The 14985-nt window shown below is 71.1% G+C and carries 16 protein-coding genes; 8 read left to right on the forward strand and 8 right to left on the reverse strand.

Features of this window, described 5'->3' with window-relative positions:
• Positions 1 to 79 precede the first annotated feature (79 nt).
• The 4 genes from AB0D57_RS21670 to AB0D57_RS21685 all read left to right on the forward strand — a co-directional run bounded on the left by AB0D57_RS21670 (position 80) and on the right by AB0D57_RS21685 (position 2676).
• Positions 80 to 241 carry a DUF4177 domain-containing protein gene (locus AB0D57_RS21670; protein ID WP_143608830.1) on the forward strand — a complete coding sequence of 54 codons (162 nt, stop codon included), beginning with the start codon at positions 80 to 82 and terminating at the stop codon, positions 239 to 241.
• The gene (locus AB0D57_RS21675; RefSeq protein WP_362075126.1) at positions 238 to 708 is read left to right on the forward strand and encodes a RidA family protein; all 471 of its coding nucleotides are present in this window, start codon (positions 238 to 240) and stop codon (positions 706 to 708) included. The genes AB0D57_RS21670 and AB0D57_RS21675 overlap by 4 nt, the downstream gene beginning before the upstream one ends.
• Before the next feature lie 268 nt (positions 709 to 976).
• Complete coding sequence (locus AB0D57_RS21680) at positions 977 to 1849, forward strand: NUDIX hydrolase (protein ID WP_362075129.1); 873 nt, start codon at positions 977 to 979, stop codon at positions 1847 to 1849.
• The gene (locus tag AB0D57_RS21685) at positions 1846 to 2676 is read left to right on the forward strand and encodes an MBL fold metallo-hydrolase (RefSeq protein WP_362075132.1); all 831 of its coding nucleotides are present in this window, start codon (positions 1846 to 1848) and stop codon (positions 2674 to 2676) included. The genes AB0D57_RS21680 and AB0D57_RS21685 overlap by 4 nt, the downstream gene beginning before the upstream one ends.
• Before the next feature lie 18 nt (positions 2677 to 2694).
• Here AB0D57_RS21685 and AB0D57_RS21690 read toward each other — a convergent pair whose 3' ends face one another.
• Positions 2695 to 3504 (reverse strand): nucleotidyltransferase domain-containing protein, encoded by an 810-nt coding sequence (locus AB0D57_RS21690; protein ID WP_362075135.1) that lies wholly within the window; start codon positions 3502 to 3504, stop codon positions 2695 to 2697.
• Positions 3505 to 3744: 240 nt separating this feature from the next.
• Positions 3745 to 4419, reverse strand: coding sequence for a Crp/Fnr family transcriptional regulator (locus tag AB0D57_RS21695; protein WP_362075138.1), 675 nt, complete (start codon positions 4417 to 4419; stop codon positions 3745 to 3747).
• Between the two features lie 330 nt (positions 4420 to 4749).
• Between AB0D57_RS21695 and nth the strand changes: the two genes are divergently transcribed.
• The 3 genes from nth (at position 4750) to AB0D57_RS21710 (ending at position 7861) form a co-directional block, all read left to right on the forward strand.
• Complete coding sequence (gene nth / locus AB0D57_RS21700; RefSeq protein ID WP_362075247.1) at positions 4750 to 5781, forward strand: endonuclease III; 1032 nt, start codon at positions 4750 to 4752, stop codon at positions 5779 to 5781.
• 52 nt (positions 5782 to 5833) lie between these two features.
• Positions 5834 to 6538: a CoA pyrophosphatase gene (locus tag AB0D57_RS21705; RefSeq protein ID WP_362075141.1), complete on the forward strand. Its 705-nt coding sequence runs from the start codon at positions 5834 to 5836 to the stop codon at positions 6536 to 6538.
• Positions 6539 to 6661: 123 nt separating this feature from the next.
• Positions 6662 to 7861 carry a MarP family serine protease gene (locus AB0D57_RS21710; protein WP_362075144.1) on the forward strand — a complete coding sequence of 400 codons (1200 nt, stop codon included), beginning with the start codon at positions 6662 to 6664 and terminating at the stop codon, positions 7859 to 7861.
• Positions 7862 to 7896: 35 nt separating this feature from the next.
• Here the strand turns inward: AB0D57_RS21710 and AB0D57_RS21715 are convergent, their stop codons facing one another.
• The 4 genes from AB0D57_RS21715 to nhaA all read right to left on the reverse strand — a co-directional run bounded on the left by AB0D57_RS21715 (position 7897) and on the right by nhaA (position 11149).
• A complete protein-coding gene (locus AB0D57_RS21715; RefSeq protein WP_362075147.1) occupies positions 7897 to 8076 on the reverse strand; it encodes a hypothetical protein in 180 nt (59 codons plus the stop codon).
• Between the two features lie 196 nt (positions 8077 to 8272).
• Complete coding sequence (locus AB0D57_RS21720) at positions 8273 to 9223, reverse strand: alpha/beta hydrolase (RefSeq protein WP_362075150.1); 951 nt, start codon at positions 9221 to 9223, stop codon at positions 8273 to 8275.
• Positions 9220 to 9696 carry a phage holin family protein gene (locus AB0D57_RS21725; protein ID WP_362075153.1) on the reverse strand — a complete coding sequence of 159 codons (477 nt, stop codon included), beginning with the start codon at positions 9694 to 9696 and terminating at the stop codon, positions 9220 to 9222. Before AB0D57_RS21725 ends, AB0D57_RS21720 begins: the two co-directional genes overlap by 4 nt.
• 55 nt (positions 9697 to 9751) lie before the next feature.
• Positions 9752 to 11149 carry a Na+/H+ antiporter NhaA gene (nhaA, locus tag AB0D57_RS21730; RefSeq protein ID WP_362075156.1) on the reverse strand — a complete coding sequence of 466 codons (1398 nt, stop codon included), beginning with the start codon at positions 11147 to 11149 and terminating at the stop codon, positions 9752 to 9754.
• Positions 11150 to 11805: 656 nt separating this feature from the next.
• On the opposite strand from nhaA, the gene AB0D57_RS21735 reads away from it, so the two are divergent.
• Positions 11806 to 12921, forward strand: a complete 1116-nt coding sequence (locus AB0D57_RS21735) for an XdhC family protein (RefSeq protein ID WP_362075159.1) — start codon at positions 11806 to 11808, stop codon at positions 12919 to 12921.
• Here AB0D57_RS21735 and AB0D57_RS21740 read toward each other — a convergent pair.
• Both AB0D57_RS21740 and AB0D57_RS21745 read right to left on the reverse strand, forming a co-directional pair.
• Complete coding sequence (locus AB0D57_RS21740) at positions 12918 to 13424, reverse strand: metallophosphoesterase (RefSeq protein WP_362075162.1); 507 nt, start codon at positions 13422 to 13424, stop codon at positions 12918 to 12920. The genes AB0D57_RS21735 and AB0D57_RS21740 overlap by 4 nt on opposite strands.
• A 10-nt stretch (positions 13425 to 13434) precedes the next feature.
• The gene (locus AB0D57_RS21745; RefSeq protein WP_362075165.1) at positions 13435 to 14934 is read right to left on the reverse strand and encodes a hypothetical protein; all 1500 of its coding nucleotides are present in this window, start codon (positions 14932 to 14934) and stop codon (positions 13435 to 13437) included.
• Positions 14935 to 14985 lie beyond the last annotated feature (51 nt).

A 14985-nucleotide genomic window follows, 5' to 3' on the forward strand; every position in this document is an offset into this window, starting at 1 on the left:
AGTCTGCCGCCGGACTACGCAGGAGGCTGTGGACAACGTGTGCGTGAGGCCCCGGACGGCAACGGCTACAGTCGGCCATATGACCAAGTGGGAATACGCAACCGTGCCGCTGCTCGTCCACGCCACGAAGCAGATTCTGGACACCTGGGGCGAGGACGGCTGGGAGCTCGTCCAGGTCGTGCCCGGGCCGAACAACCCTGAGCAGCTGGTGGCCTACCTGAAGCGCGAGAGGTCGGCATGAGTGGCGCCGTCGAGGCGAGGCTCGCGGAGCTGGGGCTGAGTCTGCCGGACGTCGTCCCGCCGCTGGCCGCGTACCAGCCGGCCGTGCAGTCCGGGGTGTACGTCTACACCGCCGGCCAGCTTCCGATGGTGGACGGCAAGCTTCCGGTCACCGGCAAGGTGGGCGGCGAGGTCACGGCCGAGGAGGCCAAGGAGCTGGCCCGCGTCTGCGCGTTGAACGCGCTCGCAGCCGTCAAGTCGGTGGCGGGCGACCTGGACCGTATCGCGCGGGTCGTGAAGGTCGTCGGCTTCGTGGCCTCCGCCGCGGACTTCACCGGGCAGCCGGGGGTCCTGAACGGTGCCAGTGAGCTGCTGGGCGCGGTCCTCGGCGACAAGGGCGTGCACGCCCGTAGCGCGGTCGGCGTGGCGGTCCTCCCGCTGGACGCCCCGGTGGAGGTCGAACTCCAGGTGGAGCTGACGGGGGCGTAGGCGGGAGACGCCGGGTGCGGGTTTCGTCCGCCTCCGCCGGACAGGCATTTCAGCCCGTCCGGCGTTTGAGGACGAGGCCTTCGAGGCCGATACGGGGGGTCCTGGGGGCGGAGCCCCCAGGGATGATGGGGGTCCCCCCTGCTCGAGCGAAGCCGAGAGCTTGGGGGAGGGTAGGGGCGGCGGGGGCGAACACCCGTGGCCCAGCCCCCCACCCCGCGATCCTCCACGGGCACTCGAACATTCGCCCGGCTCGGGATAGCCTCCGGCCATGGCGAATGGGCAGTGGTATCCACCGGAGTGGCCCGAAAGGATCCGCGCGCTCGCGGAGGGCACGCTGACACCGGTGCCCCCCAGGCGTGCGGCCACCGTCATGCTGCTCAAGGACACCGACGGCACCACCCCCGTGGTGCACATGCTGCGCAGACGCGCCTCCATGGCTTTCGCCGGAGGCGCGTACGCGTATCCGGGCGGCGGCGTGGACCCGCGCGACGACGACCACCAGATCCGCTGGGCGGGCCCTACGCGCGCGTGGTGGGCGCAACGGCTCGGCGTCGACGAGACGTCCGCCCAGGCCATCGTGTGCGCGGCAGTCCGGGAGACGTATGAGGAGGCCGGCGTTCTGCTCGCGGGCCCCACCCCCGACACCGTGGTCGGCGACACCACTGGCGACGACTGGGAGGCGGACCGCGCGGCACTGGTCGCCCGCGATCTCTCCTTCGCCGAGTTCCTCGACCGCAGGGGGCTCGTGCTCAGGTCCGACCTCCTGGGCGTCTGGACCCGCTGGATCACCCCGGAGTTCGAAACCCGCCGCTACGACACCTGGTTCTTCGTGGCCGCCCTCCCGGAGGGCCAGCGCACCCGCAACGCCTCCACGGAGGCCGACCGCACCGTCTGGATCCGCCCCGCGGACGCGGCCGACGGGTACGACAAGGGCGAGCTCCTGATGATGCCGCCCACCATCGCGACGCTGCGCCAGCTCATCCCGTACGACAGCGCCGCCGACGTCCTCGCCGCCGCGCCCGCCCATGACCTGACCCCCGTCCTGGCCAAGGCCCGCCTGGAGAACGACGAAGTGATCCTCGCCTGGCCCGGCCACGACGAGTTCACCAAGCACATACCGACCGGTGGAGCCCCCGCATGACCGACGCCGCCGCCCTCCCCGGCCAGCCGCGCGGTGAGGTCCTCTCCGGCCCCGCCACCGCGCGTGCCGTCAACGTCCTCGCCCCCAACGCGTCCGCGATGACCCTGGACGGCACCAACACCTGGATAGTCGCGGAGCCGGACTCCGAGCTCGCGGTGGTGATCGACCCCGGGCCCCTGGACGACGTACATCTGCGCCAGGTCGTGGACACCGCGGAGAAGTCGGGGAAGCGGGTCGCGCTGACCCTGCTGACGCACGGGCATCCCGATCACGCCGAGGGCGCCGCGCGGTTCGCTGAGCTGACGGGGACGAAGGTGCGGGCGCTGGACCCGGCGCTGAGGCTCGGGGACGAGGGGCTGGCACACGGGGACGTCATCACCGTCGGCGGCCTCGAGCTGCGCGTCGTACCGACCCCCGGCCACACCGGCGACTCGCTGTGCTTCCATCTCCCGGCCGATCGGGCCGTCCTGACGGGTGACACCATCCTCGGCCGTGGCACGACCGTGGTGGCCCATCCCGACGGCCGCCTGGGCGACTATCTCGACTCGCTGCGGCGGCTGCGCTCGCTGACGGTCGACGACGGCGTCCACACGGTCCTTCCGGGGCACGGGCCCGTCCTCGAGGACGCCCAGGGCGCCGTCGAGTTCTACCTCGCCCACCGCGCCCACCGCCTCGCCCAGGTCGAGACGGCGGTCGAGAACGGCTACCGGTTGCCGACCGAGGTCGTCGCGCATGTGTACGCGGACGTGGACCGTTCGCTGTGGCCCGCGGCGGAACTCTCGGTCCGGGCCCAGATGGACTACCTGCGCGAGCACGGCCTCATCTGATCCGGATCTGATGCGGATTCAGTCCGGCCGCGGAGCCTTGACGCCGTGCACGCGCGCGTACTCCTCGGCCAGCCACGGTCCGAGGTCGTCGACGTACGACCGCAGGACGGCGGGGTCGCCGCTCGGCTCGTAACCGAGGGCGGCCGCCTCCCGTAGTTGGGCGGCCCGCTCCGGGTAGTACGCGCCGAATGCCTCAGCCATCTCCTTCAGGTCGCTGGTCCAGCCGTTCCAGCGGGGCATGACCAGCGTGAAGCAGGTCCGGACGAGATGGCGTGACATGAAGCGGACCAGCGGGCGCCGGGCCTCCTCGGTGTCGGCGGCCAGATCGATCCGCTCGCGCCAGCGCGGCAGGAGCAGGGCGAGGTCGCCGTTCGTCTCGCGGGCGAGGCGGGAGTCGGGGCGGTAGCGGGGCAGGTCCTCGGCCAGGTCCTCGCCCAGGAGCGGCGTACAGAGGCAGGCGACGAACCAGCCGAGGTCGTACGTCTCCAGGTCGCTCAGCAGCCGCCCACGGCTGAACAGCAGCGTTCCGGCCCCGTCGATCTGCGCGAACTCCTTGTCGAGCGACTCGTCGAGCGCCCGCGCGTCCGCCCGGTCCGACTCAGTGGGCTCCTCGCGCAGGGCGAGCAGCAGATCGAGGTCGGAGCGGCCCACGCGCGCGGTGCCGCGCGGAATCGACCCGTAGAGGTACGCGCTCGTCATCCGCGACCTGAAGACGTCCAGCAGCCGGTCGCGGGCCGCGGCGACCACCGGCCGGAACTCCCGCGGGATCAGTCCGAGGGAGCCCTCGCGCGCGATGTATCCCTGGCCGTCGAGTCCCTTGTCGTGCATGAGACCACTGTGCAACGGCGGGAGGCAGGGGTTCATGACATTTCCCGTGTCAGGGCGCGCTCGGCTGCTCCGCGTTCTCGCTCACTGCGTGGAGGGTGGGGAGCACCCTGGCCGCGGCGCGTCCCACATCCTGCGACACGTGAAGGGCCCCGCCGTTCGACGGGGCCCTTCACTACGGCGGTGTACCAGCACGTCGCCCAGGTACTACGGGACGTCCTGCGAAGAGGTGAAGATGCTCGGTCAGCGCGAGCGCTTCGCGAGTCGCTCCACGTCCAGCAGGATCACCGCGCGGGCCTCCAGGCGCAGCCAGCCGCGGCCCGCGAAGTCGGCGAGCGCCTTGTTGACCGTCTCGCGGGACGCGCCGACCAGCTGGGCCAGCTCCTCCTGCGTCAGGTCGTGCACGACGTGGATGCCCTCCTCCGACTGCACGCCGAAGCGGCGGGAGAGGTCCAGGAGCGCGCGGGCCACGCGGCCGGGCACGTCCGAGAAGACCAGGTCGGACATCTGGTCGTTGGTCTTGCGCAGGCGCCGGGCGACGGCGCGCAGCAGGGCGGCGGCGACCTCGGGCCGCGCGTTCAGCCAGGGCTGGAGGTCGCCGTGGCCGAGGCCGAGCAGCTTGACCTCGGTCAGCGCGCTGGCCGTGGCCGTGCGCGGACCCGGGTCGAACAGCGACAGCTCGCCGATGAGCTCACCGGGGCCCAGGACGGCGAGCATGTTCTCGCGGCCGTCGGGGGAGGTGCGATGGAGCTTCACCTTGCCCTCGGTGACCACGTAGAGGCGGTCGCCGGGGTCGCCCTCGTGGAAGAGAGCGTCGCCGCGTGCGAGCGTCACCTCACTCATGGAGGCGCGGAGCTCCGAGGCCTGCTCGTCATCGAGCGCCGCGAAGAGCGGGGCGCGCCGCAGAACGTCGTCCACGAGTTCTCTCCTTGTCGACCTGCTCAGGGGATCTTGCTCCCCGGTGCTACCAGGGGACCGTGCTCCCCATCTTGCCGGACGGTCCAAACAGTGTGATCAGTCACAAGTCTGCCGCACCGGCGTCCCGGGCAGTGCGGCAGGGGGCCAATTGGGGGCTGATCTTCTGGGTCCAGGGCGGATGTCGGTGGTGGGCTTTAGGCTGGCCGGGTGTCCAAATCACCGGTGAGAGCACAGGCCAAGGGGGCTGGGCGGGTGGTTGTACGGAAGGATTCCGCTGTGGGCGAACAGGCCTCCGGCGGAAGCAAGAAAGCGACAAAAGCGACAAAGTCGATGCCGGTGGAGGTGGCGACAAAGAAGTCCGCCAAAAAGGCGACAGCCGCGACCAAAAGGGCGTCAGACGCGGAGGCTGTCGGCAAGAAGCCGCCCACGAAAGCCGTCGGCCACAAGCCGCCCGCGAAGGCTGCCGCCGAGAAGTCGCTCACGGATGCTGCCGCCAAGAAGTCGCCCGCGAAGGCTGCCGCCAAGTCGCCGACGAAGGCTGCCGCCAAGAAGCCGCTCCCGACAGTCGTTGCCAAGAAGCCGCCCAAGACCGAGTCCCACACCGCCCTCGTCCGCCGCGCCCGCCGTATCAACCGCGAACTCGGCGAGGTGTACCCGTACGCCCACCCGGAGCTGGACTTCGAGAACCCCTTCCAGTTGGTGGTCGCCACCGTCCTGTCGGCCCAGACGACCGACCTGCGGGTGAACCAGACGACGCCGGCGCTCTTCGCCAAGTACCCCACCCCCGAGGATCTTGCCGCGGCGAACCCGGAGGAGGTCGAGGAGATCCTGCGCCCGACCGGGTTCTTCCGGGCCAAGACCAAGTCGGTGATAGGGCTCTCCAAGGCTCTGGTGGACGATTTCGGGGGCGAGGTCCCCGGCCGCCTCGAAGACCTCGTCAAGCTGCCCGGAGTGGGCCGCAAGACCGCCTTCGTGGTGCTCGGCAACGCCTTCGGGCGGCCTGGACTCACCGTGGACACCCACTTCCAGCGGCTCGTGCGCCGCTGGCAGTGGACCGACGCGACCGACCCGGACAAGATCGAGGCGGCCGTCGGCGCGCTCTTCCCGAAGAGCGAGTGGACGATGCTGTCCCACCACGTGATCTTCCACGGCCGCCGCATCTGCCACGCCCGCAAGCCCGCGTGCGGCGCCTGCCCCATCGCCCCGCTCTGCCCGGCGTACGGGGAGGGCGAGACGGACCCCGAGAAGGCCAGGAAGCTGCTGAAGTACGAGAAGGGCGGATTCCCTGGCCAGCGCCTCAACCCCCCGCAGGCCTACCTGGACGCGGGCGGCATCCCGGCACCCCCACTGGGCGCCGGATGACGGAACGAACACGGCGCCGCCCGGCGTTGGGAACAGCAGAACGGGGGTGGCGATGACGCACGTGAGCCATACGGGCAACGCGCACGACGGTCAGGTGCAGGTGAGCAAGGACGGCCTGCCCGCCTGGCTCACCCCGGTGGTGCGCGCCGCGGAGACGGTGGAGCCGCTCCAACTGAGCCGCTTCCTGCCGCCGACGAACGGCGCGGGGCGGCAGTCCGCCGTCCTCATCCTCTTCGGCGAGGGCGCCCGGGGCCCCGAGCTGCTGCTGATGGAGCGCGCCAGCTCGCTGCGCTCGCACGCCGGGCAGCCTTCCTTCCCCGGTGGCGCCCTCGACCCCGAGGACGGCGACCCGAAGGCCGACGGGCCGCTGCGGGCCGCGCTCCGCGAGGCCGAGGAGGAGACCGGCCTCGACCCCCGGGGCGTCCAGCTCATCGGCGTGCTGCCCAAGCTGTACATCCCGGTGAGCGGCTTCGTGGTCACCCCGGTGCTGGGCTGGTGGCGCGAGCCGACCCCGGTCGGTGTGGTCGATCCGGCCGAGACGGCCCGCGTCTTCACGGTCCCCGTGGCGGATCTCACGGACCCCGCCCACCGCGCGACGACCGTGCACCCCAGTGGCCACCGAGGTCCGGCATTCCTGGTCGAATCGGCCCTGGTGTGGGGCTTCACGGCGGGGATCATCGACCGATTGCTGCACTACGCGGGCTGGGAGCTGCCCTGGGACCGTGAGAAGCAGGTCCCGCTCGACTGGCGCGCATGACAGGGTGGCCCCCGTGCTGTGTTCTCCCGGGGTGCGCAGTGCTGTTCCATTGCCGCTGTGCGGCGGGCCGGACCCCCGGCCGGACGATCGCGACCGGAAAGTGACGAGGCGGGGCTTGAAGCGGTGAACGTGCTGGACATCCTGTTGCTGGTCGCCGCTGTGTGGTTCGCGATCGTGGGCTATCGCCAGGGCTTCGTCGTCGGCATCCTGTCGGTGATCGGCTTCCTGGGCGGTGGCCTCGTCGCCGTCTACGCGCTCCCCGTCATCTGGGGCTGGGCGACCAACGACACCGAGGTGAGTACGACCGCGGCCGTCGTCGCGGTGATCGTCGTGATCGTCTGCGCCTCCGTCGGCCAGGCCCTCACCACCCACCTCGGCAACAAGCTGCGCCGCTACATCACATGGTCCCCGGCCCGCGCCCTGGACGCGACGGGCGGCGCCCTCGTCAACGTCGTGGCGATGCTCCTGGTCGCCTGGCTGATCGGCTCGGCCCTCGCCGGCACGACGCTGCCGACGCTCGGCAAGGAGGTCCGCAACTCCAAGGTCCTCCTCGGCGTCTCCAGGGCTCTGCCGAACCAGGCCGACACCTGGTTCGCGGACTTCTCCTCGGTCCTTGCGCAAAACGGCTTCCCGCAGGTCTTCAGCCCGTTCGCCAACGAGCCCATCACCGACGTCCAGCCCCCCGACCCGGCCCTCGCGAGCAGCGCTGTGGCCATCCGCGCACAGAAGTCCATCGTCAAGGTGATGGGCACCGCCACGAGTTGCGGCAAGGTCCTCGAAGGCACCGGCTTCGTCTTCGGCGACCGCCGTGTGATGACCAACGCGCATGTCGTCGGCGGAGTCGACGAGCCCACCGTCCAGATCGGCGGTGAGGGCAAGAGGTACGACGCCACGGTCGTCCTGTACGACTGGGAGCGCGACATCGCCGTACTCGACGTACCGAACCTGGACGCGCCCGCCCTGCAGTTCACCACCGAGGACGCCAACAGCGCCGACAACGCGATCGTCGCCGGCTTCCCGCAGAACGGGTCGTACAACGTCCAGCCCGCGCGCGTGCGCGGCCGCATCACGGCCAACGGCCCGGACATCTACCACCGCAAGACGGTGCGCCGCGACGTCTACTCGCTCTACGCGAACGTGCGCCAGGGCAACTCCGGCGGCCCCCTGCTCACACCCGAAGGCAAGGTGTACGGCGTGGTCTTCGCGAAGTCGCTCGACGACGCCAACACGGGGTACGCGCTCACCGCGGACGAGGTCCAGGAGGACATCACCAAGGGGCGTACCGCGAACCAGCAGGTGGACAGCGACAGCTGCGCGCTGTAGGTCCTAGTGGTGCGGGGCCCGGTGGGGGCGGCCGGTCAGCCGCGAGGATGCCGCAACCGCACGGAGACCCAGCGGGCCCGCCGACGCAGAATGTGCGGGATCCCCACTCGGGGGTCCGCGCCCGGCAACTGCGGGGTGCCCCTCTGGTGGGAGCTCAGGCCCGTGGCCGAGCGGCGTGTGCGTGCTACGTCACTGTAGTCGTGCGTCCAGCCCATACCCCGACGTCTGCCCCTGCCCCAAGGTCGATAACCGCGCCCGCGCTCCCCAATTGGCCTATGCGCGAGGCACTTGGCTGTTCGTAGGACACGCGTTCCTGTCCGCATAGCGGACGCGGTGCCGGGTGCGGTGCCGGGCGCGATACCGGACGCATTCCGACGGTCATCGACAGGCCGTCGACAGATCACCGATGGGTCACCGATCGGGCTCGGGGTCCTTCAGCCAGTTGATCAGTTCGGTCGAAAACGCCATGGGGTCCTCCTCGTGCGGAAAGTGCCCGAGACCGTCGAACAGCCGCCAGCGATACGGCGCTTCGACGTACTCCCCGGAGCCCGCCGCGCTCCGCGTCCGCATCACCGGGTCGAGCGAGCCGTGCAGATGCAACGTCGGCACCCGAACCGGCCGCTTCATGCGCCGGTTGAACTGGATCCCGTCCGGTCGGGCCATGGACCGCACCATCCACCGGTACGGCTCGATCGAGCAGTGCGCCGTGGAGGGGATGCACATGGCGCGGCGGTACGTTTCCACCGCCTCGTCGTCCGGCAGCCGCGGCCCCGACCAGTCCCGCATCAGACGGCCCACCAAGGCGCCGTCGTCCGCGACGAGTTGACGCTCCGGGATCCACGGCCGCTGGAATCCCCAGATGTAGGAGCCCGCGGCCGTCTGCTTGACGTCGGAGAGCATGGCCGAGCGCCAGCGCCGGGGATGCGGCATCGAGGAGACGGCGAGCCGGCGGACCAGCTTGGGGCGCATCGCGGCCGCCGTCCAGGCCAGATATCCGCCCAGGTCGTGCCCGACCAGTGCCGCGTCCGGCTCACCGAGGGACCGTACGACCCCGGTGATGTCGAGCGCGAGATTGGCGGGGTCGTAACCGCGCGGGGTGCGGTCGCTGCCGCCGACTCCCCGCAGATCCATGGCCACGGCCCGGAAGCCGGCGTCGGCGAGCGCGACCAGCTGATGGCGCCACGTCCACCAGAACTGTGGGAAACCGTGCAGCAGCAGCACGAGCGGCCCGTCGCCCATCTCGGCGATGTGGAAGCGCGCACCGTTGGCGGCGACATCCCGATGGGTCAGCTCCTGCCCGCCGGGGACGTCGAGTCGTACGACCGAGGTGGGTTGCGCCGAAGGTGTGGCGGGGTCCGTCATGAGGATGAGCGTGTCACAGCTTCGACGGCGTCCTCGACCCGCTCCGCCCGGGGGTGAGGCTTGGCGCTCTGCAGGACGCCCGCCGTCTCCTTCATCGAGGCGGCGACCTTCTGGGGACCCTTCCCCTTCTTGGCCTTCTTCGCGAAGACGACACCCATGAGTGCGAGGACGGCGGCGACCAGCACGTTCGCCGCGAACGACAGCAGGAAGCAGATCGCGAGATTCCAGTGGCTCCAGGTGCGGATGCCGTACGCCAGGGCGAAGTTCAGCATCGGCAGGGAGAAGATCAGCACCGCGCCGGCCGCGGAGAACGAGCCGCCGCTCACCGCACCGCGCTTGACATCGTGCTTGAGCTGCGCCTTCGCCAGCGCGATCTCGTCGTGCACCAGTGCGGACATTTCGGTCGTCGCCGAGGCGAACAGCTGGCCGATGCTGCGTTCGGCGCCGACCGGGCTGCCGTCGGGTGCGCTCATCGCGGACTCCCTGTTTTTGCGTGCTGGTCTTCTTGGTTTGTTTTGTCGTGTCCGATCATGCCGGACCGTCGTTCTCCTCGCTTGCCCCGCCCGTTACTTCGGCAAGCCTCCGGTGTTCAGCGGCCTTCCGCTCGTGAATCTCGGCCATCCGCAGGTGGTATGCCGGGTTGTCCTGCTCGTAGATGTCCGGGATGCCGTCGAGGTCCTCGTCTCGCTCCTCCGTCTCGCACAGCGCACGGTACTTGGCGTTACGTATCTTCAGCAGCGCGGTCGCGCATACGGCGGCTATGAGCGAGCCGATCAGGACGGCGGCCTTCACCTCGTCGGTGAGCGCAAGGTCGCTCTGGAAGGCGAGCTCGTCGATGAGCAGCGAGACGGTGAAACCGATACCGGCGAGGGAGGCGATGGCGAAGACGTCCGGCCAGACCAGATCGTCGCTGAGCGAGGCCTTGGTGAACCGGGCCGTGAGCCACGTACCGCCGAAGATGCCGACCGCCTTGCCGACGACGAGTCCGAGCACGACACCCAGTGTCTCGGGCCGCGTGAACACATCCCCCAGCGCCCCGCCGGAGACCGCGACCCCCGCGCTGAACAGGGCGAACAGGGGAACGGCGAGTCCCGCCGACAGGGGCCGCACGAGATGCTCGATGTGCTCGCCGGGGGAGTGCTCCTCGTCCTCGTGCCGGTGGCAGCGCAGCATCAGGCCCATCGCGACACCGGCGATGGTGGCGTGCACGCCGCTGTTGTACATCAGGCCCCAGTTGGCCAGCGCGAGCGGTACATACACGTACCACCCGCGTACGCCCTTGCGCAGCAGCAGCCAGAACACGGCGAGCCCGATGACGGCCCCGCCGAGAGCCGCGAAGTCGATCCTGTCGGTGAAGAAGATCGCGATGATGAGTATCGCGAACAGATCGTCGACGACGGCGAGGGTGAGCAGGAAGGCGCGCAGGGCGGACGGCAGCGACGTCCCGATCACGGCGAGCACGGCGAGCGCGAAGGCGATGTCGGTGGCGGTCGGTACGGCCCACCCCGCGAGGGACCCGTCCCCCATGACATTGGTGAGGGTGTAGACGAGCGCCGGTACGGCCATCCCGCAGATCGCTGCGGCGACCGGCAGCAGGGCGGCCCTCGGATCCCGGAGATCCCCGGCCACCAGCTCTCGCTTGAGCTCGATACCGGCGACGAAGAAGAACACCGCGAGCAGTCCGTCGGCCGCCCAGTGCTGGACGGACAGGTTCAGGCCGAGCGCCGCGGGCCCGAGATGGAAGTGGCTCACGTCCGCGTAACTGTCCCGCAGCGGCGAGTTCGCCCAGATCAGTGCGGTGACGGCAGCGACCAGCAGCAGCACGCCGCCCACGGTCTCGGTCCGCAGTGCGTCGGCGACGAAGTTCCGCTCGGGCAGGGACAGCCGTCCGAGGAACTTGCGGGGGTTCGTGCTGGGCGCGGCCACGGGGTGCACCTTCCGGGTCGGTATCAGTTGCTGACGGCCGTCACGAGGGGTCACTGACGACGTTGCCGACCAGACTTCCCGGCGCACCCTATGGCCACTACTTTACCTTGTCATTACGGACGCATATCTCGCATTCTGAACATGCGGCCCATAGCGCGCTCCGCCCAGCCCTCTGCCGCCCTGGTCCGCCCCACGGGAGAACGACGCCGTTCAGCCCTCTCGCAGCACCGCGAAATACCTGACGGGGTCGCCAACAGATGCGGGGAGCGCGCTTCGCCCGCGTGCGGCAGCACCTGCACGGGGACGCTGGGAAGGCCCCCTCAGCGGCCGGAGGGTGCGGATGAGCGGGGGGCGGGGAAGACGGTCCGCCGGCGGGACAACTGCGCGCGGACGCGGCCCTGGGGCCCGGCGGGCAAAGAAGAGCACGCGCGGGGGACCCGACGGACGCGGCTTCCCGCCGGGACGCAGGTCCGGCGCGCTCCGCTCGCCGGGTGGTGTGGGGCGTGCGGGCTGCTGCCGGGGTGCAGGGGCCACTGGGGTTGCCGTTTGCGGGGGCGCGCGGTCTTCCGCCGGGGTGCTGGGGCGGAGCCCCGCGGTCGCCGGCGAGAGGAGCGGAACCTTGAGTGGGACGCACCCTGCGGAGAGCGGAGCGAGCCATGCGTGAGATCCTCCCGGCGCTGCACCGGTGGTACACGGCGGGGACCCCGTTCGGGCTCGCCACGGTGGTGGCGGTCAGCCGCAGCGCGCCCCGCGACCCGGGAGCCGCCATGGCGGTGGGGCCCGGCGACGAGGTCGTGGGCAGTGTCTCGGGCGGCTGTGTCGAGGGGGCGGTCTTCGAGCTGGCCCAGGAGGTGGTCGAGTCCGGCGAGGCACGCCTCGCGACCTTCGGATACAGCGACGAGGACGCGTTCGCGGTCGGCCTCACCTGCGGCGGCGAGATCACCCTGCTCGTCCGCCGGGTGACGCCCGACGAGGATCCCTCCTTCGGCGCGGTGGCCGAGTCGGTGGCCGACGGACGCCCCGTGACCGTGGCGACGGTGATCGGCGGACCGGCGCCGCGCGGGGCCACGCTCGCCGTCTGGCCCGACCAGGTCGCCGGCTCCCTCGGGGCGACCGGTCTCGACGTGGCCGTCACCGCCGACGCCCGCGGCGAACTGGCCCAGGGCGCCACCGGACAGCGGCACTACGGTCCGAACGGCGAGCGCCGCGAGGACGCCGTCACCGTCTTCCTCCACTCCTTCGCACCGCCGCCGCGCATGCTGGTCTTCGGCGCGATCGACTACGCGGCCGCGGTCGCCCGCATCGGCGACTTCCTCGGCTACCGCGTCACCGTGTGCGACGCCCGCCCTGTCTTCGCCACGCCAAAGCGGTTCCCCGAAGGCGTGGAGGTCGTCGTCGACTGGCCGCACCGCTATCTGAGCGCTACGACGACCGACGCGCGCACGGTGATCTGCGTCCTCACCCACGACCCGAAGTTCGACGTGCCCCTGCTGGAGGAGGCGCTGCGCCGCCCCGCCGCGTACATCGGGGCGATGGGCAGCCGACTTACCCACGACGACCGGATGCGACGGCTGCGGAACGTCGGGCTCGATGAGCGCGAGCTGTCACGGCTGCGTTCGCCGGTCGGACTCGACCTGGGCGCGCGTACACCGGAGGAAGTGGCCGTGTCCGTCGCCGCGGAGATCGTCGCGCTGCGGTGGGGCGGCAGCGGGACGCCATTGACGGCGACGGGCGGCGCGATCCATCCACGGCACCTCGAACCAGAGAGCTAGCCGGCGCGGGGCGAAAGCCGGTGCAGGGTCACGTCGGCCAACTGTCCGTCGGCCACGGTCGCGGTCATGTACGTGCAGTGGGGCTGGCGACGACGGTCGGTCGGGGAGCCCGGGTTGAGGAGGCGCAGGCCGGTCTCCGTGGTGGTGTCCCACGGGATGTGGCTGTGGCCGAAGACCAGGACGTCGAGGTCGGGGTAGCGCTCGGCGCAGCGCCGCTCGCGGCCCTCGGCGGCGCCGGTCTCGTGGACGACTCCGAGGCGTAGGCCGTCGAGTTCCACGCGGGCGACCTCGGGGAGGCGTGCGCGCAGGGCCGCGCCGTCGTTGTTGCCGTACACCCCGACGACCCTGTGTGCACGCTCCTCCAGGAGATCGAGGGTGGCGGTGTCCACCCAGTCGCCCGCGTGGACGACGACGTCGGCGCGCGGAAGTTCGGCCAGCAACTGCAGGGGCAGTTCCTTGGCCCGCTTGGGGAGGTGGGTGTCGGACATGAGGAGCAGACGCACGGCGTCCAGGCTATGTCCTGCCGTCCAGGGGTGCCGCCGCGAGTCGGCGGATGGTGTCCGCGTCCCATGCCGGGTTCGCGGCGGCCACGTGGGCCAGTTCCTCGTCGTCGAGGAGTTCCGCCAGCCGGGGTGGCGGGAGGTTCGGGTGGCGTGCCAGGGCGGCCCGTACGGCGGGGTCCGGGTCCCGGGTGAGGCGTTCCACGGTTGCCGGACCTGTCTCGGGGTCGAGCGCGACCAAGGCGCGGACCTCGGGGTCCTCGTGGTCGGCGAAGGCGGCCAGTCCGGTGGTCGGGAAGTTCGGCCGGGTGGTGAGATGGGCGCGCTCGCGGCCGGTGTACTCCAGGAAGCTGCGCAGCAGGAGGGGCGCCGGGGCGTGCGGATGGTTCTGGGCCAGCAACACGCGCACGCCGAGGTCCTCGTCGGCGGCCAGGCGTGCCACGAGGTCCGGCGGCAGCGAGTGGTCCCCGGCCGCCTTCCGGCGTAGCAGCGGGTGGGCGGAGAGTGCGTCGCGGCGAACGGCCTCGGGGGCCGGGGGCACCTCGGGCGCGTGTCGGAAGGTGAAGCCGCAGTCCATGGGGACCTCGTAGTCGATGGCGGCCCGCTCCTTCTCGCTCAGCTCGGGGTGCACGGACACCGCCAGTCGCACCTTCGGGTCGGGGTCCACGGCGAGTCCGCGGCGCTCATCGGGCCCGAGGTCCGCGCGGGACGCGATCCTCCTCCGTACCTCCGGGTCCGGATCGGCGGCCAGCAGGACCACCACGTCGGTGGGGAGGCTGGGGTTGGCGGCGATCGTCGCCCGCTCATCCTCTCTGGCCGGAGCGGTGAGGACGCCGTCCACGACTGCTCTGCTGAGGGCCCGGTTGAGCAGGATGTCGGTGCGTCCGTGGCAGGGCCTCGCGGGCAACTCCCTCTCCATGCACGCCGGATCCTCGTAGCGCTCGTGCCGCTGCGCCCGCTCCCGGACATCGGCGTCGGGGTCCGCCAGCAGCGCGGCCCGCGCATCGGCGGACAGCCCTGACCACCTGCCGACCCCCCAACAGCGGACCTTCGCGACCGGATGCGTGTGCAGGGACCGTCTCAGCCCGGTGGAGATCTGCTGGTAGAAGCCGAGGCTGCCCATGTTTTCGTCCTCGTACGTGCTGATCATGTGCACGATGGCCTCGTCGGGCAGCGGCTTGGGCCGTGCCGGGCTGGGCATCCGGGGCCCCTCGGCGAGGTGGGCGCGGACGAACCACTCCGGGTCGTCGATCAGCCGTGCCCGCTGGGCCGGATCGACGTGCGGGTTACGGGCGAAGAAGCTGCGGGTGTACGTGTCGGGGTGCTCGATCACGGCATCGACGACGGCGTCGGGCAGGATCCGGTCCCGGCACAGCACCATCCGTACGGCGAGCGGACCGTCGGCAAGCAGGCGCAGCAGGACGTCCTGCGGCGCGGACGGGTTGAGCGCCAGCCCGGCGAGCCGTCGGGTGGGCAGATCGGCGTCGTTCCATATCTGATCCGGCGTCTGCATGCCTGGTGCCCCCTGTGTCGACCGGCCCATTCGGAGCGTCTGGTCCGCGAC

It is taken from the genome of Streptomyces sp. NPDC048275, assembly GCF_040652275.1.
GTDB lineage: Bacteria > Actinomycetota > Actinomycetes > Streptomycetales > Streptomycetaceae > Streptomyces.

Bases quoted from the DNA above. Each gene is read 5' to 3' on its own strand.
- AB0D57_RS21670 (WP_143608830.1), top strand. From the start codon at position 80: ATGACCAAGTGGGAATACGCAACCGTGCCGCTGCTCGTCCACGCCACG.
- AB0D57_RS21675 (WP_362075126.1), top strand. From the start codon at position 238: ATGAGTGGCGCCGTCGAGGCGAGGCTCGCGGAGCTGGGGCTGAGTCTG.
- AB0D57_RS21680 (WP_362075129.1), top strand. From the start codon at position 977: ATGGCGAATGGGCAGTGGTATCCACCGGAGTGGCCCGAAAGGATCCGC.
- AB0D57_RS21685 (WP_362075132.1), top strand. From the start codon at position 1,846: ATGACCGACGCCGCCGCCCTCCCCGGCCAGCCGCGCGGTGAGGTCCTC.
- AB0D57_RS21690 (WP_362075135.1), bottom strand. From the start codon at position 3,504: ATGCACGACAAGGGACTCGACGGCCAGGGATACATCGCGCGCGAGGGC.
- nth (WP_362075247.1), top strand. From the start codon at position 4,750: ATGCCGGTGGAGGTGGCGACAAAGAAGTCCGCCAAAAAGGCGACAGCC.
- AB0D57_RS21705 (WP_362075141.1), top strand. From the start codon at position 5,834: ATGACGCACGTGAGCCATACGGGCAACGCGCACGACGGTCAGGTGCAG.
- AB0D57_RS21715 (WP_362075147.1), bottom strand. From the start codon at position 8,076: ATGGGCTGGACGCACGACTACAGTGACGTAGCACGCACACGCCGCTCG.
- AB0D57_RS21720 (WP_362075150.1), bottom strand. From the start codon at position 9,223: ATGACGGACCCCGCCACACCTTCGGCGCAACCCACCTCGGTCGTACGA.
- AB0D57_RS21725 (WP_362075153.1), bottom strand. From the start codon at position 9,696: ATGAGCGCACCCGACGGCAGCCCGGTCGGCGCCGAACGCAGCATCGGC.
- AB0D57_RS21735 (WP_362075159.1), top strand. From the start codon at position 11,806: ATGCGTGAGATCCTCCCGGCGCTGCACCGGTGGTACACGGCGGGGACC.
- AB0D57_RS21745 (WP_362075165.1), bottom strand. From the start codon at position 14,934: ATGCAGACGCCGGATCAGATATGGAACGACGCCGATCTGCCCACCCGA.